Origin of the sequence: Streptomyces sp. BBFR25 (assembly GCF_044590125.1) — a bacterium.
GTDB lineage: Bacteria > Actinomycetota > Actinomycetes > Streptomycetales > Streptomycetaceae > Streptomyces > Streptomyces canus_D.
In genome coordinates this window covers 3,873,647-3,894,145 of the sequence record NZ_CP172447.1, presented here as the reverse complement: position 1 = coordinate 3,894,145, position 20,499 = coordinate 3,873,647, and the positions used below count along the sequence as shown (strand labels likewise).

Below are 20,499 nucleotides of genomic sequence, written 5' to 3'. Positions count from 1 at the left end.
CCGCGCGGTCCTCACAGGGCGCGCAGCAGCCGCCCGATCTCCAGCTGCTCCGTCTCCAGCGGGTCGCCGTCCTCGACGTTCCACAGGCTGTTCTGGAGCACGCGGCCGAGGGACCAGGCGCGGGCCCGCTCCCGGTCGAGGCCGAGGACGTCGGTCATGGCGTCGAAACGCCACCGGGTCTCGTCCGGGTCGTAGCGGTTGTCCAGGGCGGGCAGCAGGTCGAAGCCGGGGTCGCCGGCCAGCGGTTTGGGGTCGATGGCCAGCCAGGGGGCGCGGTCCGCGGCGAGGACGTTCTCGTAGTGCAGGTCCCAGTGCAGCAGCCGGTCGCCCGGCTCGTCGGCGACCTCGCGCACGGCCGCCGCGCAGTCGGCGACCAGCCGCCGGTCCGCCGGGTCCGGGATGCGCTCCAGGGTTCCGGGCGTCCGCTCCAGCATGCCCCGCGCGATGTCCCCGAGGCGGCGCACACCGGGTGGCGCGGGGGTCGCGGTGAGGTGGGCCAGCAGCCGGGCGACGACCAGGACGGCCTCGCGGGAGTCCTCGACGTGGCTGAGCATCCGGCCGGAGTCCAGGCGTTCCAGGAGCATCGTCCCGGTGGCCGGGTCGTGGTCGAGCAGCCGCACCGCGCCGTCCCCGTCCCACACCCGCAGCGCGAGGGGCTCGCCCTCGGTCTCCGCGTCGAGGATCTGGAGCTTCAGCACGGCCTCGGTACCGTCGCGGCACACGACCGGCAGCACCAGCGCCGCCCACCCGTGCATCGACGGCCCGTCCAGCCGCAGCTCCCACCGCTCCAGGAACCCGGCCGCCAGCGCGGGCAGCCCCGCGACGAAGGCCCGCCCGGCCTCCCCGTTGTACTTCGCCTGCGCGGCCGCGAGCCCTTCGGGTACGTCGATCACACCGCCGGACGCTACCGGCGAGCGGTGCCCGCGGTCACGCGGATTTCCCCTCAGCGCACCGGTTCCGGCACCGGCCGGTCCGCCGAAGTCCCGTGCTTGGGCGCCTTCGCCGTCACCATCACCCCCGCGACCAGCCCCGCCAGCAGCATGACCCCGGCGGCCACCCAGATGGCGACCGTGTAGCCGTGCACGATGCCCTCCCGCACGATCAGCTCCCGCTGGGAGGGGTCCTCCCTCAGGTGCGCCGCGATCCACGACGCGCTCGTACTGGTCGCGATGGTGTTGAGCAGCGCCGTGCCGATCGAGCCGCCCACCTGCTGCGAGGTGTTGACCGTCGCGGAGGTCACGCCGGAGTCCTTCGGGGCGACGCCCGCGGTGGCCGTGGAGAACACCGGCATGAAGGTGAGGCCCATGCCAAGGCCCATCAGGAGCAGCGCCGGGAGGATCTCGGAGGCGTACTCCGAGTGCACGGTGATCCGGGTGAGGATCACCATGCCGCCGGAGGCGAGGAGCATGCCGGGGACCATCAGCATGCGCGGGCCCACGTGCGGCAGCAGCCGGGCCGAGATCTGGGTGGAGCCCACGACGATCGCGGCGGTCAGCGGCAGGAACGCCAGGCCGGTCCTCACGGGGGAGTAGCCGAGGATCTCCTGGAGGTAGTAGGTCATGAACAGGAACAGCCCGAACATGCCGATGACCGCCAGCATCATCGTCAGGAAGCAGCCGGCGCGGTTGCGCTCCCGGATGACGTGCAGCGGCAGCAGGGGCGTCGCCGCCCGGGTCTGCCACCATACGAAGGCGGCCAGCAGGATCACGGCCAGCGCGAACAGGCCCAGCACCAGCGGGTCGGTCCAGCCGCGCGGCTGGGCCTCGCTGAAGCCGTAGACGAGGGCGACGAGACCGCCGCAGCCGAGGACCACACCGGGCACGTCGAGGCGGGCGTCGGCGTGGCCGGGCCGGTCGTGCAGCAGGGCGAACGCGCCGATGACGGCGATGACCGCGATGGGGATGTTGACGTACAGGCACCAGCGCCAGTTCAGGTACTCGGTGAGCACGCCGCCGACGATGAAGCCGATCGCGGAACCGCTGCCGGCCAGCGCGCCGTAGATGCCGAAGGCCTTCCCGCGTTCCCTGGGGTCGGTGAAGGTCGTCGTCAGCAGGGACAGCGCGGACGGCGCGAGGACGGCGGCGAAGACGCCCTGGAGGGCGCGGGCGCCGAAGAGCATCGCCGAGGTCGTGGCGGCGCCGCCGATCGCGGAGGCGGCGGCGAAGCCGATCAGCCCGATGACGAAGGTGCGTTTGCGTCCCACCAGGTCCGCCACCCGCCCGCCGAGCAGCAGCAGACCGCCGAACGCGAGGGTGTAGGCGGTGATCACCCACTGCCGGTCGGCGTCGGAGATGTCCAGGTCGCGCTGGGCCGAGGGCAGCGCGATGTTCACGATCGTCGCGTCGAGGACGACCATCAGCTGCGCCAGGGCGATCACCACCAGCCCCCACCAGCGGTGGGGGTCGGCCTCCGCGGGCGCGGCGGGACCACCTGTCCGGGAGCCACTCATCTGGCCAGAACACCACGGATCGGGACGTATCGCATCCCGTTGCGCGGTCGGTGGCGCGCGACGCCGCTCAGGGCTCCAGGACCACCTTTCCGGTCGTCTCCCGGTTCTCCAGGGCGCGGTGCGCGGCGGCGGCGTCGGCGAGCGGGAAGCGCCGCACGGCCGGGACGAGCCGGCCCTCGGCGGCCTCGGCGAGGGCGCGCAGTTCGAGGGTGCGTACGGGGTCGGCGCCGCCGGCCTTCTCCAGCATCACCGGGCCCAGCACCTGCTGGGAGACGCCGTCGACGAGGTACGGGGAGCCGTCGTGCAGGCCCTCGCCCGACCAGCCGAAGACCACGTGCCGCCCGCCGGACCCGAGCAGCGCGACGGCCTCGCGCGCCACCTCCCCGCCGACACCGTCGAAGACGACGGTCGCCCCCCGGCCGCCCAGGTGGGCGCGGACCTTCCCGGGCCACCCGGGGTCCTTGTAGTCGACGGCGAGATCGGCGCCGTTCGCGGCGACGAGCGCGGCCTTCTCCGGGCCGCCCGCGAGGCCGACCACCGTGGCCCCGGCGTTCTTCGCGTACTGCACCAGCAGCGTGCCGATGCCGCCCGCGGCGGCCGGGACCACGGCCACCGCGTCCGGACCGAGTTCGGCGAACTGCACGATCCCCATCGTCGTACGCCCGGTGCCGATCATGGCGACGGCCTCGGCGAAGTCCAGGTTCGCGGGGATCTCGTGGACGCGGGCGAGGTCGGTGACGGCGAGTTCGGCGTAGCCCCCGGGGGCGAAGCCGAGGTGGGCGACCACGCGCCTGCCCAGCCAGCCGTCCGGCGTGCCCTCCCCGAGGGCGTCGACGACGCCGGCCACCTCGCGGCCGGGGATCGTGGGCAGCTCGACAGGCGCGGGCGCCGGGCCCTGGACGCCCTCGCGCAGGGCGGTGTCCAGGAGGTGGACGCCCGCCGCGCGGACGGCGACGCGGACCTGGCCGGGGCCCGGCGCCGGGTCCTCCACCTCGTCCAGTACGAGGTTGTCGGCCGGTCCGAAGGCGTGCAGGCGGATGGCGTGCATGACGGTCCCCCAGGGGTAGTGCGCGCTGCTACGGGAGCGCTGCTACGGGCTGCTGTGGGACCCAGCCAACGACCTCAAGCGTGCTTGAGGTCAAGCTCGTGCCGGCCGAGGGCGAGGGAGACCGCCGTCAGGGCGCTGTTGAAGGAGACCTCGGAGAGCAGACCGGGCGAGGCGACCTGGTCACCGGCGAGGTACACGCCGTCGCCGCGGTCGACGGCCGGCCGGTCGCGCCAGGTGGTGCCGGGCAGGTCGACGGCGCCGGTACGGCCGTTCGCGACCGCCTCGCGCCGCCAGGTCAGCCGCTCGCGCCAGCCGGGGAAACCGAGGTCGAGCAACTGCTCGGCGCGTGCGGTGCCGTCGGCCTTCGACTCGTGCGGCGCGAGGGGGATCTGTCCCTGGATCAGCTGCTCGCCCGCCGGTGCGAGCGTGCGGTCCTGCGCCGTGAACCGCTCGATCCACCCCGGCGCGTCCAGGTCGGAGACGGCGAAGGCGTCACCGCGCCGGGTCCGTACGGCCAGGTCGACCAGGGTGGTGCGGCCGCTCGGCCAGGTCAGCGAGGAGTCGTCCAGCAGGCGGCGGGCCGCGTCGAGGGAGGTGGCGACGATGACGGGGGTGCCGGTGGGCAGCGTGTCCACGCGGGAGACCGTCTCCATCCGGACCCCGAGGTTCCAGGCCAGGGCGGCCATCCGGTCGATGACCCCGCCCCAGCCGCCGCGCGGGTAGTGCGCCTCGGGCGGCAGCTTGGCGGCCCGGCGCAGCCGCTCCTGCACGAAGGCCGCGGACAGCGAGCCCGGATCGTGGTGGAACAGGGCGACGGCGCAGTAGTGGGCGGCGGCCCGCGCGCCCTCCTCGCCCGCGATGCCGGTCGCCCAGGTCAGGAAGTCGGTGTCGACGGGGGCCGGTCCGACCCCCCGGCGCAGCAGCTTCAGCATGGCGAACGGCGGGGTGCGGCGCAACGCGCCCTTGTGGCGCAGCCGGAGCCGGGCCGCCTCCAGCGGCGGGATGGGCGCGAGCGGGCCGATCAGGTCGCGCCGGCGCAGCCAGGCCCAGTGCGGGCCGCCGTTGTAGAGGGCGTGCGGGCCGTCGTTGGTCCGGTAGGGGCCGTCGGCGGTCCGGGCGCGTCCGCCGAGGGTGTGGTGGGCCTCGTGGACGGTGACCTTGGCGCCCGCCTCGGCGGCGGTGATGGCCGCGGTCAGTCCGGCGAAGCCGCCGCCGATGACGGTGATGCGATGCATGACTCGGGTTCTCCCTCGGATCGGGTTCGCGGTCGGGCCGCCTTGCGCGGCGCCTGTCTGCCCCTACGACGGCCGCGGGGGCGCCGGATGTGACATGCGGCTCGCAGAAACGGTGTTCTGGCAGGTCGGCGCGGGTTGTCAGCGGCGGGGTGCAGCATGGGGCCATGGCGAGGAGAACGACGGGCACGGCGGGCGGGCGCGGTACGACGACGGTGCGGGGGGCGAGACGCCCGGAGCTGCGCCTGCCGCCGCTCACGCCGTACGAGGACGGCGGCCGACTGGAGCCGGACGGGGACTACGACGCGCTGGAGTTCCGGGAGACGGTCCTCACCGGCCAGGACGGCGCGGGCGCCCGCTTCATGGACTGCGCGCTGACGGGCTGCGCCCTGGACGAGGCGTCGCTGCCCCGGGCCCGGCTGCTCGACACCCGCCTCACCGGCGTCCGGGGCGTCGGCACGGACCTCGCGGAGGCGACCCTGCGCGACGTCGAGCTGCTCGACGCCCGGCTCGGCGGCACCCAGCTGCACGGCGCCGTTCTGGAGCGGGTCCTGATCAGGGGCGGCAAGATCGACTATCTCAACCTGCGCCGGGCCCGCCTCAAGGACGTCGTCTTCGAGAGCTGCGTCCTGGTCGAGCCGGACTTCGGCGGCGCCCGCCTGGAGCGGGTCGAGTTCGTGGACTGCGCCCTGAAGGACGCCGACCTCACCGCTGCCACCCTCACCGACGTCGACCTGCGCGGCGCCGCCCCCCTGGAGCTGGCCCGCGGCGTGGACCGCCTCGCGGGCGCGGTGATCAGTCCCGCCCAGCTCCTCGACCTCGCTCCGGTGCTCGCGGCGGAGCTGGGGGTGCGGGTGCTGGCGGAGGGGTAGGCCGGGTCCGGCGGATCAGGAGTGGGCGAGTGCTTCGGCGAGGGCCCGCCGCCTGAGGCCGCCGCCGAACAACAGCATCCTGGTGGCGGCCAGGACGTCGTCCCGGTCGACGGTCCGCCGGTCTCCCCCGCGTGTGGCCAGGGCCCCGAGGGAATCCTTGGGGAACGGGGGCGCGGCCGGTTCGTCCGGCGTCTCCAGGGTGACCGTGCCGAAACGCTTGACCCCGCCCTCGCGGACGATCATGGCGGCGTTCCGGGCGAGGTCCGTCAGGAACACGCTCGCGATGCCGTCCAGGTCGCGGACCATCGCCGGGACGGCCGTCGCACCCCGGCTCCGCAGCAGCCTCCTGACCCCGGCCTCGAACCTGTGGGCACCGGCCACGGCACTCGGTGTGCGCGTCCCCCTGCGCTGACGAAGGGGGACGAGGACACCGTCGGCGTCGTACAGGTCACCGGTCAGACCTCGGAACGTCGGGCTGTGGACGTACCACTTGTCCCCCACCTCCAGCTCGACGTCGCGGTCGATCGCCGAGATCAGGTCCCCGGGTATCAGCTTCTTCCGGGACTCCTCGGCCGCCGCCCTCCTCGCGCCGTCGATGATCTCCGTCAGCACCGTCCGCGTCACCGACGCGGCGGCACACGCGGCCGGGCGGGAGACGTGCAGCGGGGTCACGTCCCGGAACACCGCTTTGACGAGGGAGGGCTTGAACGGCGCGGGCTGTGCGGTCATCGGTGGTGACGCTCCCTGCTGTCTAGTCGGAGGGCATCCGCGGGAAGCGGGCCTGGAGGGACCAGACGGCCGGGTTGTCGGCCAGGTCCTCGTGCAGGTCGGTGAGGTCGGCGAGCAGGTCGTGGAGGAAGTCCCGGGCCTCGCGGCGCAGTTCGGCGTGGGAGAAGGACAGCGGGGGCTCGTCCGCGGGCAGCCACTCCGCCTCGATGTCGACCCAGCCGAAGCGGCGCTCGAAGAGCAGGCGGTCGGTGGACTCGGTGAAGTCCAGCTCCGCCCGCTGCGGCCGGGCGGCCCGGGAGCCCGCCGGGTCCCGGTCGACGTGCTCCACGATGTCGCACAGCGCCCAGGCGAAGTCGAGCACCGGCACCCATCCCCAGGCTGTGGACAACTCCCGGTCCGCCTTGGTGTCGGCGAGGTACACGTCCCCGCAGAACAGGTCGTGGCGGAGGGCGTGGACGTCCGCGCGCCGGTAGTCCGTCTGCGGCGGGTCCGGGAAGCGGGTGGAGAGGGCGTAGCCGATGTCGAGCACGCAGGAGATGGTGTCACGGACCCGGTGCGGGCCACGCGCCGCGGGCCCGCACCGAGCCTGGTCAGTCCGGTGACGTGGCGCGGCGCACCGCGTCGCGGAGCAGGGCGCGGCGGCGTTCGTGCACGGCCTCGGGCTCGTCGGCGGTCGCCGCGTAGACGTTGCTCGCCGGTGACCAGGCCATGGACATGGCGATGACGAGGGCCAGCACGTCGAAGGGGTCGCCCGGCCGCACCCGCCCCGCCGCCTGCGCCTCGGCGACGGCCCGGAGCTTGGCGTCGTCGCGGCGGTCGGCGTCCTCGACCAGGTGCCCCGCCGGGCGCCGCTCCAGCCGCGCCCAGGTGGCCAGCCGGATGAGGTCGGGGCGGCGCAGGTACTCGTCGTAGAGGCGCACGGCCCAGTCCGCGAGGTCGTCGGCGTTGATCGGCACGACGTTCACGATGCGGTCCAGCGAGCCGAAGAAGATCGCGTCGAACAGCCCGTCCTTGCTGCCGAAGTACGCGTAGAGCTGCGCCTTGTTGGTGCGCGCGGCGGCCACGATCCGCTCGACACGGGCTCCCGCGATCCCGTGTTCGGCGAACTCCCGGGTCGCGACGTCCAGGATGCGCCGATGGGTGGCGGCTCCGCGCGAGGTCAGGGGCTGGTCGGGGGTGCGGTCGGGCATCTCCGCAGAATATCGCACGCTCAAACAGAACAGTTGGTTTGCCTGATCCCGCGAAGGCGCCTACGCTCAAACAGACCGAACAGTCTGTCTGGAGAGTCGGAGAGAGTCATGAGAACCACCGCGGGCTGGCAGGCGACCGGGACGACCCTGCGGCGGACGCCGCTGGAACGGCGCGACCTGCGCCCCGACGACCTCGCCGTCCGGGTCGACTACTGCGGCGTCTGCCACACGGACCTGCACGCCCTGCGGACCCGGGGCGCCGACGGAAGCGGCCCGGCGCCCCTCGTCCCGGGGCACGAGTTCACGGGCGTGGTGACCGAGACCGGCCCCGGGGTCACCCGCTTCCGGGCCGGAGACCCGGTCGCGGTCGGCAATATCGTCGACTCCTGCGGCACCTGCGCCATGTGCCGGATCGGCCAGGAGAACTTCTGCCACGCCTTCCCGACCCTGACCTACGGCGGCACCGACCGCGTCGACGGATCGACCACCCTTGGTGGCTACAGCCGTGAGTACGTGCTGGGCGAACGGTTCGCGTACGCCCTCCCCGCCGGCCTGGACCCGGCGGCCGCGGCACCGCTCCTGTGCGCCGGGATCACCGTCTGGGAGCCCCTGCGCGCCCTCGGCGCCGGACCCGGCACCCGCGTCGCCGTGGCCGGGCTCGGCGGCCTCGGCCACCTCGCCGTGAAGTTCGCCGTCGCGCTCGGCGCCGACACCTCGGTGATCAGCCGCTCGCCGGGCAAGGCCGAGGACGCCCGCCGCCTGGGAGCGCGCGGGTTCGTCGACTCGACGGACCCCGGGCAACTGGCCGCCGCCCGCGACCGGTTCGACATCCTCATCGACACCGTCTCCGCCCCGCACGACCTCGGCGCCTACCTGCGCCTGGTCGCCCTGGACGGCACCCTCAGCCACCTCGGGCACCTCGGACCGGTCACCCTGGAGACCCTCGACCTGCTCATCGGCCGCAAGAAGCTCAGCTCCGCGGGAAGCGGCGGCCGCAAGGGCACCGCCGAGATGCTGGCCTTCTGCGCCGCGCACGGCATCACCGCCGACATCGAACTCCTCCCCTCCGCCCGCGTGAACGAGGCCCTCGACCGCCTGGACCGGGGCGACGTCCGCCACCGCTTCGTCCTCGACCTCTCCGACCTGGACCGGCCCGGCCCGGCGGCCGGATAGGTTGCCCCCGTGATCCTGACCCCGCTGCCGCTCACCCCCGACCACGACATCCCGGGCCCCGTCCTCACCGAACTCACCGCCCTCTACGCCTCCCAGCGCGCCTTCCACGCGCTCAGCGGCGACTTCCCCGACCCGGACGACATCCGCCCGGAGCAGGTGGCGGCGGCGCTGGCCGAAGAACTGGCCCGGCCCGGCGCCGAGGTGCTGCTCGCCCGGGAGGCGGGCCGGCTGGCCGGGATCGCGGTGACGCTCGCCCGGCATCCCGACCGGTCCGACCCGGACCCGTGGATCGGGCTGCTGATGGTGGACGCGGGCCTGGCGCGGCAGGGACACGGCAGGCGGCTCGTGTCCCTCGTAGAGGACCGGTTCCGCGCCGCGGGCCGCACCGCCGTACGGCTCGCCGTCCTGGACGGCAACCCCGACGGGCTCGCCTTCTGGACCGCCCTCGGCTACCGCGTCCTGGACCACCGCCGGGACCTGGGCGCCGACCGTCCGTGCACGGTGCTGCGCAGGGAACTGGAGAGCGGCACGCCGCGCACCCCGCGCCGCGCCGCCCGCGTCGCCGTGCTCGACCCCGAGGGCGCCGTCTTCCTCCTGCGTTACGACAACGCCGAGGTCGGCGTGTACTGGGCGATGCCCGGCGGCGGCCTGGAGGCGGACGAGAACCCCCGCGAGGGCGCCCTGCGCGAGGTGCGCGAGGAGACAGGCTGGACCGACCTGGAACCGGGCCCCCTGCTCTGCACCTGGGAACACGACTTCACCCACCTGAGCGTCGGCCCCGTCCGCCAGTACGAGCACATCTACGTCGCCCACGGCCCCCGCCGCGAACCCACCGGCCCCGACCTCGCCGCCGCCCACGCCGCGGACGGCATCCTCACCTGGCGCTGGTGGACCCCGGCCGAACTCGCCGCGGCGCCCGAGCCGCTCTGGCCGCCGGACCTGGCCCTGCTGCTCGACACCTTCGGGGGCCACGAGGGGTGAGGCGGCGGCGGACGAGCGGGCGGCTCACGGGGAGTCCGGTCGGCCGTCCCCGCGCAGCCAGTCCGCCCAGATCTGCGAGAAGTCCTCGTCCGGCGCCGACTCCTCCACGTACGCCGTGAAGTCGTCGGTGTCCGCGTTGCCGTGGCGGTGCGCGGCGGCCCAGCCGTGCAGCAGGTCCCAGAAGGCGTCGTCGCCGACCGTCTCGCGGATCTTGTGCAGGACCATCGCGCCCCGCTGGTAGACCGGGCTCTCGGAGATGTGCGCCGCGTCGGGCGGGTCCGCGGGCGGGAACGCCCAGACCGAGTCGTTCGCGTCCTCGTCCTCGTAGTACGTCCCGTCGTAGAGCGCCTCGAAGATCTCCTGGGCGGTGTCGCCGCCGTGGTCCTCCTCCCACAGCCACTCCGCGTAGGTGGCGAAGCCCTCGTTGAGCCACATGTCCCGCCAGGTCTTCGGGCTGACGGAGTTCCCGTACCACTGGTGGGCGAGTTCGTGGACGAGCAGGACGATGTCGGGGGCGCCGGGGAAGTAGGGCCGGTTCTGGGTCTCCAGGGCGTACCCGGCGTCCTCGTCGCGGTCGACGATCGCGCCGATGGAGGAGAAGGGGTAGGGGCCGAAGTTCTCCCGCGCCCAGTCCATGATCTCCGGGATCCGCTTCAGGACCTTCCGGCTCGCGTCGGCCTGCGTCGGGTCGACGGCCGTGTACACCGGCAGCCCGTCGTCCGTGGTGGAGCGGCCGGTCTCCCACTCGCCGACGGCGACGGTGACGACATGGCTCGCCATCGGCTCGGAGGTGTGCCAGGTGAACGTCGTACGGCCGTCCCGGGTCCGCTCCTCGCGCAACTCGCCGTTGGAGACCACGCCGAGACCCTTCGGCACGGTCATCGCGAGGTCGTACGTCGCCTTGTCGGAGGGGTGGTGGCTGCCGGGGAACCAGGCCATCGAGCCGGTCGGCTCGCCCAGTCCGACCGCGCCGTCGGCGGTGGGCAGCCAGCCCTCCTCGGAGTCGTCGGGGTCGGTGATCGTCTCCGGCTCGCCCGAGTACCGGACGGTCACGCGGAACGTCTCCCCGTCGTTCAGCTCCTCGGCCGGGCGGACGGTCAGTTCCTGTCCGGCCCGGTTGAAGCGGGCGTCCCGGCCCTCGACCGTGACCTTCTCGACGTCCAGGCCCTTGAGGTCGAGGTCGAAGGCGGACAGGTCCCGCGTCGCGCGGGCGGTGATCGTCGCGCTGCCGGTGAGGTGCCCGGCGTCGGCGCCGGTACCGGGGTCGTAGTCCAGGACCAGGTCGTAGTGGCCGATGTCGTAGCCGCCGTTGCCCGCCTTGGGGAAGTACGGGTCGCGCACGCCCGAGCCGCCCGGGGTGCCGTCGACCGCGCCGCCGCCACTGCACGCCGCGAGGGCGAGGACGGTGGCGGCGGCTACGAGCAGACGGGGGGTGGGGGTGCGCACGACGTGATCCTATGGGGCGTTTCACGTGAAACGCCCGTTGGGGCCGCCTGTTGGGACCGGCTGTGGGACCGGCCGGGAGCCTCCGGCCGCCGGTCTCGGATCAGTTCAGCGCCGCCGCTCCGGCCCGGGCGAACTTCTCGTCCAGCGTGCCGGACGGGGCACCCGCGACCCCGATACCGGCGATCGGCGCCTTGCCCGCGGTGACCGGGACACCGCCGCCCAGGAACAGCGTGCCCGGGATGTCCTTCAGGTTCGGGGCGTTCTCCAGGCGGCTCTCCAGCTCGCTGGTCGGGGCGTTCCAGGAGACGGCCGTGTACGCCTTCCGCTCCGCCGACTCGTAGGACTGCGGACCGGCGCCGTCACCGCGCAGGGTGAGGATCGTGTTGCCGTTGCGGTCGACGACCGCGACCGTGACCCGCTGGCCCTCCTTCTCGGCGGCCTTCAGCGCGGCCCGCGCGGCCTCGGTGGCGGCGTCGGCCGTCAGGTGCGTGGAGGTGGTGGTGTCGCCCTTGCCGGCCGCGGCGGGGGCCGCGGACACCGCGGAGTCCTGAGCGGCCTCGGGCGCGGAGGCGTTCGCGGCCACCGTGCCGAAGGTGCCGGCGGCGACCGCGGCGAGCACGGCACCGCCGGTGGCGAGGCGGGCGCGACGGGAGAGGGTCTTCTTCATGGTGGTCTGCTCCTCGAAGTGGTGAGGGGGCGGGTTCGTGCTCTCCACCCTCCGTCCCGCACCGGGGGCGCACGGTCGCCGTTCCGGCTGCTCGTGGGCGGCGGAACGGGCGACGGCGGGGTCGTCCGATCGGTTGACCCACGGGGCGTCCGAAGAGGGCACCATGGGAGTGTTCGCGCAGCTCAGCGGTCTTCTGCGGCACGTTGGGGAGCAGCGCGGCGCAGAGACGGGCAGAAGGAGGCGGGTGACGGATGCCGAAGCCGTACGACCACCCGGACACCCGGTGGCTCGGGGCCGTCATGCACGTGGCGTTCTTCCTGCTGCTCGGCGGCGCCCTGGCCCGCTTCCTGCTGCGGCACCCCGGGGAGCCCCGCACCCCGTGGATCCTCGCCCTGTCCCTCGCCCTCGCCGTGCTGCACCTGCTCGGGCCCGTCCTGAGCGGGCCCGCGCCGTCCGCTCCCGCCGTCCCGCCCGCCCGGCGGCGCCTGGCCTGGCTGGGCCTGGTCGTCGTGGTGTGGATGGTGCTGGTCGTGCTGGCGCCCAGCTTCGCCTGGTGCGCGGTGCCCCTCTTCTACACCGGCCTGCGCACCCTGCCCGCCCGCGCGGCGCTCGTCCTGGTCACCGTCCTGACGGTGTTCGTCGTCGCCGCGCAGCTGCGGCTCGCCGGGGGCTTCGACCCCAACCTGCTGCTCGCCCCACCCGCCGTCGCCGCCATCGCCGCCGCCGTCTTCCTGCACACCGAACGGCAGGCGGCCCGGCAGCGCGCCCTGATCGACGACCTGATCCGCACCCGCCGCGAACTCGCCGCCTCGGAGCGCCGCGAGGGGACCCTCGCCGAACGCCAGCGGCTCTCCATGGAGATCCACGACAGCCTCGCCCAGGGCCTGTCCAGCCAGCGGATGCTGCTCCAGGCCGCCGAGCGGGTCTGGGAGTCCGATCCGGGCAAGGCCCGCGCCCACGTCCGGGGCGCCGCCTCCGTCGCCGAGCACAACCTGGCCGAGGCCCGCCGCTTCGTCCACGACCTGGCCCCGGCCGACCTCGCCCGCGGCGGCGGCCTGGAGGCGGCGCTGCGGGCCCTGGCCGCGCGGGAGTCCGGCGACCACCTCACCGTCCGCGTCCACGTCGACGACGGCACCCGCGTCCCGCCGCTGCCCGACCGCGTCCAGTCGGCCCTGCTGCGCATCGCCCAGGGCGCGCTGGCCAACGTGCGGGAGCACGCGGGCGCGACCACCGCCGCGCTCAGCCTCACCCTCCTCGACGACGAGGTCGTCCTGGACGTCACCGACGACGGGCACGGCTTCGACCCGGCGGAGCCCTCCGACGCCCCCGCCGGGATGCGCGGACACGGACTGCCCGCCATGCACGCCCGGTTGCGCCAGCTGGGCGGCGCCCTGACCGTCGAGTCCGCGCCCGGCGAGGGCACCGCCCTGTCCGCCGCCGTCCCCCTGGACCCGCCCCGAACCGGCCCGGCGGACCCGCCCGGCCCGGCCGACCCGCAGGAGGCACCCCGATGACCGACCCGGCAGACGGCGGGCCCGCCCCCGTGCGCATCCTGGTCTGCGACGACCACGTCGTCGTACGCGCCGGGCTGCTCGCCCTGCTCGACAGCGCCCCCGGCATCGAGGTGGTCGGCGAGGCGGGCACCGGCGAGGAGGCGCTCGCGCTCGCCGCACGGCTGGCGCCGGACGTGGTCCTGATGGACCTTCAGCTGGGCGCGGGCATCGACGGTGTGGAGACCACCCGCCGCCTCACCACGGGCACCACGGCCACGGACACCACCGCCGCGGGCTCCGGCCGTACGCCGCACGTCCTCGTACTGACCACCTACGACACCGACGCCGACATCACCCGCGCCATCGAGGCGGGCGCGACCGGCTACCTGCTGAAGGCCGAACGCCCCGAGGAACTGTTCGCCGCCATCCACGCCGCCGCCCAGGGCCGTACGGCACTGTCCGGGCCGGTCGCGGGCCGGGTCATGGCCAACCTGCGCAAGCCGCGCCCCGCCCTCACCGACCGTGAGCGCGACATCCTGGCCCAGCTCGCCACCGGTCTCGGCAACCGGGAGATCGCCCGCGCCCTGTTCATCAGCGAGGCCACCGTGAAGACGCATCTGCGCCGGATCTACGACAAGCTCGGCGTCGACACCCGCGCGGGCGCGGTCGCGGTGGCCAAGGAGCAGCGCCTGCTGCCGTGAGGGACGCCGAAGGCCCCCCGGCCGGACGTCCGGGGGGCCTTCGTACGGAACGAACGGGCGGTGAACGTCAGACGTTCACGCCGAAGTCCTGGGCGATGCCGACCAGGCCCGAGGCGTAACCCTGGCCGACGGCGCGGAACTTCCACTCGGCGCCGTTGCGGTACAGCTCGCCGAAGACCATGGCGGTCTCGGTGGCCGCGTCCTCGGACAGGTCGTAGCGGGCGATCTCGGCGCCGCCGGCCTGGTTGAGGATGCGGATGTAGGCGTTGCGCACCTGGCCGAAGTTCTGCGAGCGGTTCTCGGCGTCGTAGATCGAGACCGGGAAGACGATCTTCTCGATGTCGGCCGGCAGACCGGCCAGGTTGACGTTGATCGCCTCGTCGTCGCCGGCGCCCTCGCCGGTGCGGTTGTCACCGGTGTGGACGATCGTGTTGTCCGGCGTCTGCTTGTTGTTGAAGAAGACGAAGTGGGCGTCGGAGTACACCTTGCCCTGCGTGTTGACCGCGATCGCGGAGGCGTCGAGGTCGAAGTCGGTGCCGGTGGTGGTGCGGACGTCCCAGCCGAGGCCCACGGTGACTTCGGTCAGGCCCGGAGCCTCCTTGGTGAGCGAGACGTTGCCACCCTTGGACAGGCTTACAGCCATTGTTTGGGAGTCCCTTCCCTCGTGTACGTACGGCAAGAAAGCTACAGCTACCACCAAGAACGACGAGAGGGGTCCACAAGGTTCCGCCTCTCTTTACTTTCTTTACCGAGACCGGAGACCGAGACCGGAGACCGGGACCGGGCCGCCTTCGGGATATTCGGGTGACGCGGGCCGTCCGCGGACGGGAACATGGAAGGCATGTCCGGTCCCCATGTCATCCGCGGCTCCGTCTCCCTGCCCGAGGCCGAGCTGGTCTGGCGTTTCTCGCGCTCCTCGGGGCCGGGCGGACAGCACGTCAACACCACGGACACGGCGGTGGAGCTGCGCTTCGACCTGGCGCGGACCGACGCCCTGCCCGAGGTGTGGAAGCAGCGGGCGCTGGAGCGGCTGGCCGGGCGCCTGTCCGACGGGGTGGTCACCGTCCGCGCCTCCGAGCACCGCTCCCAGTGGCGCAACCGCGAGACCGCCGCCGTACGGCTGGCCGCCCTGCTCGCGGAGGCCACCGCGCCGCCGCCCAGGCCCCGCAGGCCGACCCGCATCCCGCGCGGCATCAACGAGCGCCGGCTGCGGGAGAAGAAGCAGCGCGCGCAGACCAAGCGGGGGCGCTCCGCGCGGGACTGGGACTGACCGGCGGGGGACGCGTCTCAGCCCAGCTCCAGCACGCCGACCGTCTCCTGTTCGGCCTTCTCCCCGTTCGGACGGAAGCCGAGGCCCAGGTAGAAGCCCTCGGGGCCGTCCTCGCCGGGGTGCCAGGTGACGAAGCACTCCGTGCCGCCGCGGCGCCGGATCTCGGCGGCCACCGACTCCACGGCGAAGCGGCCGTATCCCCGGCCCTGCTCCTCGGCGGCGATGTTCAGGCGCCACAGTCCGGAGCGCAGCGCGCTGCCGTCGTCGTACCAGTCGATGCCGAAGAAGCCCATGAGGAAGCCGACGGGGCGGTCGCCGTCGAGGATCAGGCGGGGCCAGGCCGTCTCGGGGTGGACGTAGGCCTCGGCGAGGGACTTCACCACCGGGTCCACGGCGAACTCCTGCTCGGGGCGCACCCGTACGGCGAGGGCCGCCTCGAGGTTCGCGGCGGTGATCTTCTCCAGGCGGAGCGCGGTGCCGGTCGTCATGCGCGCACCCTAGGCGGGCGCCCGCGGGCCGGACCAGCGGTTTACCGCTCAGCCCAGCTGCCGGTACCGCCCCCGGAAGTACGTGAGCGGCCCCCCGTCCGCACTCGGCAGCGCGGCGGTCAGCACCCGGCCGATCACCAGGGTGTGGTCACCGGCCGGCACCCGCTGCTCGGTGCGGCACTCCAGGGTCGCCAGGGCGCCGCCCGCCAGGGGCGCCCCGGTCGCCTCGCCCCGCACGTACGGGATGTCCGCGAACAGGAGGCGGTCGCTGACGCGGCCCTTCATCGCGAAGCGGCCCGCGATGTGCCGCTGGCTCTCGGTGAGGACGGAGACCGCCCACAGGGGCTGCTCGTCCAGCAGGTCGTCCATGCGGGAGCCCTCGCGCAGGCTGACCAGGACCAGGGGCGGGTCCAGGGATACCGACATGAAGGCGGTGGCCGTCATTCCGACGTCCTCGCCGCGCGGTGCCAGCGGGTCGTCGGGGTCCAGCGACGGCTCCTGCGCGGTCACCAGGACCACGCCCGAGGCCAGCCGGGACATGGCGGCACGGAACTCCTCGTTGCTCACCCCCTCAGCATGCCCGGAGGCGGGCGAGGGCAACGGGGACGCGGGGGCCGCGGAAGACCCGGGATACGTGAGAGACGGAGTGTTCGGCACCCCGCCACGCTAATCTCCGGGGCACGGGCGGGGCATCGGGCCCCGGTCCCAACCGGGTCCTAGGACCACGGAAGGAGACGCGCGCATACCCACAGACTTTGCGTTCGGTAAACGCACAGGGAACCCCGTAGAAAACCCGGAAACCCCACTCAATTGTTCACGTTTTGCTGTGACTTGAGTCACAAGGGGCGGTAATTGTTGACCCTGTGTACCGAGTGAGGAGCGCGCTGTGATTCAGTGGCGGGGAACCTGCAAGGGCACCATCAGTAAAGGCGCCGAAGAGAACCCTTGATTCACTGCGAGGTCTCGGGGGGAGGGCGAGCATGGAGACCGACTCGGAGCCCTATGTCCGCCTGGCGTCCCTGCGGCAGCTGCACCAGGCGATGGCCGACATGAACAAGGCCCGCAGCCTGGCCGACACCCTGCAGGCCGTCGCCGACGGCGTCGTCCAGGCCCTCGGCTACGAGCTGGCGTGCGTCAACCTGGTCGGCCCCGACGGCGACCTCGTCGTGGCCGCCTTCGCGGGCAACGCGGCCGCCGAGGCCCTCATCACCGGCCGCTCGGGCTCCCGCGAGTCCTGGGACCGGCGCCTGAACATGGGCGAGCAGTGGGGCGACCTGATCTTCATACCCCACACCGAGGGCTGGGTCCTCGACGACGACGACGTCCCGCAGTGGTACACCGACGGACCCGCGCCCCGCTTCGAGGACGAGTGGCACCCCTCGGACCGGCTCTTCGCCCCGATGTACGCGCCGGGCCCCCAGGGCGGCGGCACCAGCGGCGAGCTGATCGGCGTCCTGTCCGTGGACCGGCCGCGCAACGGCCGCCGCCCCGGCGCCTGGGGCCGCGAGGCTTTGCAGATGTACGCGTTCCAGGCCGCCATCGCGATCAGCAACGCCCGGCTCCGCTCCAACATGCAGCGCGCCCTGGTCCGCCTGGAGCGCGACCAGCAGGCGCTCAGGGCCAGCGAGGAGAGCTTCCGCCAGGCCTTCGAGTACGCCCCCTCCGGCATGGCCATCGCCGAGATGGGCGGCGACCAGCACGGCCGCATCCTGCGCACCAACGACGCGCTGTGCCGCCTGCTGGGCCGCCGCGCCTCCTCGATGCGCCGCTACGCCTTCTCCGACCTCGTGCACCCCGAGGACATCGGCACCCTGCTGCGCACCTCCGCCGAGGGCGGCCGGGCCGAGCTGCGCCTGGGCCGCCGCGACGGCACCTACGTCTGGGTCTCGCTGCGCAACAGCGTCGTCGCCGACGCCGCCGACGGGCCGCGCTTCCTGCTCACCCACGTCGAGGACATAGAGGAGCGCAAGCGCCGCGAGCTGCAGCTCGCCCACCGCGCCTCGCACGACTCCCTCACCGGCCTGCCGAACAGCGCCGAGCTGCGCTCCCGGCTCGCCGCCCGGCTGTGCCAGCGCCCGCAGTCCGCGCACGCGGCCGTGGCCGACGCCATGGACGCCGCCTACGGGCACTCCGCCGTGTTCGACTCCGGTGGCCACACCTTCGACTTCGGCGCCGCCGCGGAGCCGTACGGGGCCTTCGACCACCACGTGCACGCCGTGGCCCCCGAGGAAGGGCGCGACGACGGCACCAAGGGGCTCGCGGTCCTCTTCTGCGACCTGGACGGCTTCAAGTCGATCAACGACCGGTTCGGGCACAACGCGGGCGACGCCGTGCTGATCGAGGTCGCCCGGCGGCTCAGCGGCGGCGTCCGCGACGGCGACACGGTGGCCCGGCTCGGCGGCGACGAGTTCGTGATCCTCGCCAACGGGCTCGGCCGGGCCGACGCCCAGGACCTCGCCGTACGGCTGCGGGGCGAGATCATCCAGCCGATCCGGGCCGAGGGCCGGGCCGTCCGTGTGGGCGCCAGCTTCGGCATCGGCTGGGCCCACTGCGGCATGACGGCGGACGAGGTGTTGAAGTCGGCTGACGAACGGATGTACGTCGAGAAACGATCTCGTCCCAAACAGCACCGCCGCGCCGGATGATCAGCAGGTCAGCGCGTTGATGCGGCCTGAGTCACCCGTTTGGGGGAGCTGGAGCGGGTAGGCTCGCTCTCTCATACACCCGTACCGCACCACGCACCGCATCTGGTTAGGAGACCTAGGGATGACGCCCGGCAACAACGGCGCGAGCACGCCCGAGGACGACGACCCCTTCGGCTACCTCTACGCCGACGGGCAGGCCAACGGGGCCCAGCCGCCGTCCGGTGGCTACGGCTACCCGAACTCGGTCAACCGGGTGCGTCCCGTCGGCACACGGCAGTACGGCGCACCGCAGGGCCAGGGCGCGCAGACCGCCGCCTACGGCCAGGCCGCCCCGCCCCAGCAGGGCGCCTACGGCCAGCCGCAGGGGGCGTACGGGCAGCCGAACGCGCACTACGCCGCGCCGGAGACCTTCCCCGGCGGTGGCGGTCCCGGGGGCCCGCAGCAGCCGTCCGGACACGGCGGGGGCGGCGGACGTCGCGGCCCGAACACCAAGGGACTGCTGATCGGCGCGGTGGCGGTCGTCGCCGCCGTGGTCATCGGCATCGCCGTGGCCATGACGAGCAGCGGCTCCGACGACGACAAGGGCGGCAACGAGGCGGGCGGTGACCCGGCCCCCACCCAGTCCCAGAACAGCGAGCCGAGCCCGTCGGCGAGCGAGGGCGGCGACGACGAGGACGTGCAGCTGCCCTCCGTCGAGGCGAAGGCGATGCGGCTGGGCGGCGCGGCCTCCCTCGCATCGGACGTGGAGGGTGCCCAGTCGGACGGCGGCGTCTACGTGGCCGGCCTCAACCAGCCGGGCGCCTCGGTCACCTGGACGGTGAACGGCATCCCCGACGACGGCCTGTACACCCTCTTCACCACGTACAGCGCGGCCGGTGAGGACCAGTCGATGACCCTCACGGTCAACGGCAAGGAGTTCGGCAGCAAGCTGAACCTGGGCAACTTCGCCCGGGCCAAGGACGGCGACTTCGCCAAGGGCTGGACCAAGACTTACTCCTGGCCCACCCTCAACAAGGGCACCAACACGATCACGCTGTCCTGCGCCGACGGCGACAAGTGCAACGTCCTGCTGGACCAGTTCTCCCTGAAGAAGGGCCAGGTCAAGGACTAGGACCCGGTCGGCGGCCCCGGCGGGGTCAGGCCGCGCCCGCCTCCGCGGTCACCGCCACGCCGCGTCCGAGCAGCTCCTCGTACGCCGCCCGGTCGAACTCGCCCGCCACCGGCGCCAGCACCGTCGCCGCCGACAGGGCGACCGCGCGGGCCAGCCGGTCCGGCCAGGGCAGGTGCTCCACCAGGCCGGAGAGCAGACCCGCGACCGCCGAGTCGCCCGCGCCGGTCGGGTTGCCCCGGACGTGGGCCGGCGGGGCGGCGCGCCAGCGGCCCTCCGGGGTCACCGCGAGCAGCCCCTCGGCGCCCAGCGAGGCGACCACCGAGCGGGCACCGCGGCGCCGGGCGGCCTGCGCGGCCCGCTGCGGCTCGTGCGAGCCGGTCAGCTCGGCCAGCTCGTCGGCGTTCGGCTTGATCAGGTCGGGGCGGGCGGCGAGCCCCCGCCGCAGCGGCTCCCCGCTGGTGTCCAGCAGCACCGGCACGCCCGCAGTGCGCGCGGCACGCACCAGCCCGGCATAGGCGCCCACCGGGACCCCCGGCGGCAGGCTGCCGCACAGGGCCACCGCGGCGGCGCCGGTCAGCAGGTCCTCGTACGACTCCTGGAAGGCGGACCACTCGGCGGGCGCGACGGCCGGGCCCGGTTCGTTGAGCTGGGTGGTGTCGCCGGTGCGCTCGTCGACGACGGCGACGGTGCGCCGGGTCGCCCCCGCTACCGGCACCAGCGCGTCGGTCACCCCGCGCACGCCGGTCAGCCCCTCGCGCACGACGCCCCCGGTGGTCCCGCCCACGAAGCCGGTGACCGTCACCCGGTGCCCGAGGGCCGCCAGCACCCGGGCCACGTTCAGCCCCTTGCCGCCGGGCCGCTCGGTCACCTCGGTCACCCGGTGGGAGGCGTGCGGCCTCAGGCCCTGGACGCGGTAGGTGATGTCGAGCGCGGTGTTGAGAGTGACGGTGAGGATCACCGTGCCGACCTCCCCCGATCGTGTGCGGCTGGCTGTGCCCGCGGAG

21 protein-coding genes are annotated in these 20,499 nt (G+C 73.8%); 8 read left to right on the top strand and 13 right to left on the bottom strand.

The window, feature by feature from the left end; all coding sequences use genetic code 11:
- Window positions 1–11: 11 nt before the first annotated feature.
- From ACGH52_RS17595 to ACGH52_RS17580, 4 genes are all read right to left on the bottom strand, one after another.
- Window positions 12–947, bottom strand: a complete 936-nt coding sequence (locus ACGH52_RS17595; protein WP_399946784.1) for an aminoglycoside phosphotransferase family protein — start codon at window positions 945–947, stop codon at window positions 12–14.
- Complete coding sequence (locus ACGH52_RS17590; RefSeq protein ID WP_121703393.1) at window positions 944–2,449, bottom strand: MFS transporter; 1,506 nt, start codon at window positions 2,447–2,449, stop codon at window positions 944–946. Before ACGH52_RS17590 ends, ACGH52_RS17595 begins: the two co-directional genes overlap by 4 nt.
- Window positions 2,450–2,516: 67 nt before the next feature.
- A complete protein-coding gene (locus ACGH52_RS17585) occupies window positions 2,517–3,497 on the bottom strand; it encodes a zinc-binding dehydrogenase (RefSeq protein ID WP_399940487.1) in 981 nt (326 codons plus the stop codon).
- Window positions 3,498–3,571: 74 nt separating this feature from the next.
- Complete coding sequence (locus ACGH52_RS17580) at window positions 3,572–4,732, bottom strand: NAD(P)-binding protein (protein ID WP_076975510.1); 1,161 nt, start codon at window positions 4,730–4,732, stop codon at window positions 3,572–3,574.
- Between the two features lie 164 nt (window positions 4,733–4,896).
- Between ACGH52_RS17580 and ACGH52_RS17575 the strand changes: the two genes are divergently transcribed.
- Entirely contained in the window at window positions 4,897–5,601 is a 705-nt protein-coding gene (locus tag ACGH52_RS17575; protein ID WP_210974036.1) for a pentapeptide repeat-containing protein, read from the top strand.
- Between the two features lie 15 nt (window positions 5,602–5,616).
- Here the strand turns inward: ACGH52_RS17575 and ACGH52_RS17570 are convergent, their stop codons facing one another.
- From ACGH52_RS17570 to ACGH52_RS17560, 3 genes are all read right to left on the bottom strand, one after another.
- Window positions 5,617–6,330 carry a hypothetical protein gene (locus tag ACGH52_RS17570; protein ID WP_238696896.1) on the bottom strand — a complete coding sequence of 238 codons (714 nt, stop codon included), beginning with the start codon at window positions 6,328–6,330 and terminating at the stop codon, window positions 5,617–5,619.
- A gap of 22 nt (window positions 6,331–6,352) precedes the next feature.
- Entirely contained in the window at window positions 6,353–6,859 is a 507-nt protein-coding gene (locus ACGH52_RS17565; RefSeq protein ID WP_059301074.1) for a hypothetical protein, read from the bottom strand.
- Window positions 6,860–6,920: 61 nt separating this feature from the next.
- Window positions 6,921–7,520 carry a TetR family transcriptional regulator gene (locus ACGH52_RS17560; RefSeq protein ID WP_399940482.1) on the bottom strand — a complete coding sequence of 200 codons (600 nt, stop codon included), beginning with the start codon at window positions 7,518–7,520 and terminating at the stop codon, window positions 6,921–6,923.
- 108 nt (window positions 7,521–7,628) lie between these two features.
- Between ACGH52_RS17560 and ACGH52_RS17555 the strand changes: the two genes are divergently transcribed.
- Window positions 7,629–8,693, top strand: coding sequence for an NAD(P)-dependent alcohol dehydrogenase (locus ACGH52_RS17555; RefSeq protein ID WP_399940479.1), 1,065 nt, complete (start codon window positions 7,629–7,631; stop codon window positions 8,691–8,693).
- A 9-nt stretch (window positions 8,694–8,702) separates the two neighbouring features.
- Complete coding sequence (locus ACGH52_RS17550) at window positions 8,703–9,674, top strand: GNAT family N-acetyltransferase (RefSeq protein WP_399940476.1); 972 nt, start codon at window positions 8,703–8,705, stop codon at window positions 9,672–9,674.
- A gap of 24 nt (window positions 9,675–9,698) precedes the next feature.
- On the opposite strand, the gene ACGH52_RS17545 is transcribed toward ACGH52_RS17550, so the two are convergent.
- Window positions 9,699–11,120, bottom strand: coding sequence for a M1 family metallopeptidase (locus ACGH52_RS17545; RefSeq protein ID WP_399940473.1), 1,422 nt, complete (start codon window positions 11,118–11,120; stop codon window positions 9,699–9,701).
- A 100-nt stretch (window positions 11,121–11,220) separates the two neighbouring features.
- On the bottom strand, window positions 11,221–11,787 hold the full coding sequence (locus tag ACGH52_RS17540; protein WP_121703402.1) for a heme-binding protein: 567 nt from the start codon (window positions 11,785–11,787) through the stop codon (window positions 11,221–11,223).
- Window positions 11,788–12,038: 251 nt separating this feature from the next.
- Between ACGH52_RS17540 and ACGH52_RS17535 the strand changes: the two genes are divergently transcribed.
- Window positions 12,039–13,301 (top strand): sensor histidine kinase, encoded by a 1,263-nt coding sequence (locus tag ACGH52_RS17535; RefSeq protein WP_210974033.1) that lies wholly within the window; start codon window positions 12,039–12,041, stop codon window positions 13,299–13,301.
- Window positions 13,298–13,981, top strand: a complete 684-nt coding sequence (locus ACGH52_RS17530) for a response regulator transcription factor (protein WP_076975518.1) — start codon at window positions 13,298–13,300, stop codon at window positions 13,979–13,981. Before ACGH52_RS17535 ends, ACGH52_RS17530 begins: the two co-directional genes overlap by 4 nt.
- Window positions 13,982–14,048: 67 nt before the next feature.
- Here the strand turns inward: ACGH52_RS17530 and ACGH52_RS17525 are convergent, their stop codons facing one another.
- Window positions 14,049–14,624, bottom strand: coding sequence for a TerD family protein (locus ACGH52_RS17525; RefSeq protein ID WP_007450822.1), 576 nt, complete (start codon window positions 14,622–14,624; stop codon window positions 14,049–14,051).
- 189 nt (window positions 14,625–14,813) lie between these two features.
- Here ACGH52_RS17525 and arfB point away from each other — a divergent pair, with 189 nt between their 5' ends.
- A complete protein-coding gene (arfB, locus tag ACGH52_RS17520) occupies window positions 14,814–15,251 on the top strand; it encodes an alternative ribosome rescue aminoacyl-tRNA hydrolase ArfB (RefSeq protein ID WP_121701599.1) in 438 nt (145 codons plus the stop codon).
- Between the two features lie 17 nt (window positions 15,252–15,268).
- Here the strand turns inward: arfB and ACGH52_RS17515 are convergent, their stop codons facing one another.
- Together ACGH52_RS17515 and ACGH52_RS17510 are read right to left on the bottom strand one after the other, a co-directional pair.
- Window positions 15,269–15,739: a GNAT family N-acetyltransferase gene (locus tag ACGH52_RS17515; protein ID WP_059301082.1), complete on the bottom strand. Its 471-nt coding sequence runs from the start codon at window positions 15,737–15,739 to the stop codon at window positions 15,269–15,271.
- A gap of 48 nt (window positions 15,740–15,787) precedes the next feature.
- Entirely contained in the window at window positions 15,788–16,396 is a 609-nt protein-coding gene (locus tag ACGH52_RS17510) for a flavin reductase family protein (RefSeq protein ID WP_063124406.1), read from the bottom strand.
- 323 nt (window positions 16,397–16,719) lie between these two features.
- Between ACGH52_RS17510 and cdgB the strand changes: the two genes are divergently transcribed.
- Complete coding sequence (cdgB, locus tag ACGH52_RS17505; protein WP_076975520.1) at window positions 16,720–18,384, top strand: diguanylate cyclase CdgB; 1,665 nt, start codon at window positions 16,720–16,722, stop codon at window positions 18,382–18,384.
- Between the two features lie 121 nt (window positions 18,385–18,505).
- Entirely contained in the window at window positions 18,506–19,495 is a 990-nt protein-coding gene (locus ACGH52_RS17500) for a carbohydrate-binding protein (protein ID WP_059301085.1), read from the top strand.
- 25 nt (window positions 19,496–19,520) lie between these two features.
- Here the strand turns inward: ACGH52_RS17500 and ACGH52_RS17495 are convergent, their stop codons facing one another.
- Window positions 19,521–20,453 (bottom strand): 1-phosphofructokinase family hexose kinase, encoded by a 933-nt coding sequence (locus tag ACGH52_RS17495; RefSeq protein WP_399946782.1) that lies wholly within the window; start codon window positions 20,451–20,453, stop codon window positions 19,521–19,523.
- Between the last annotated feature and the right edge of the window lie 46 nt (window positions 20,454–20,499).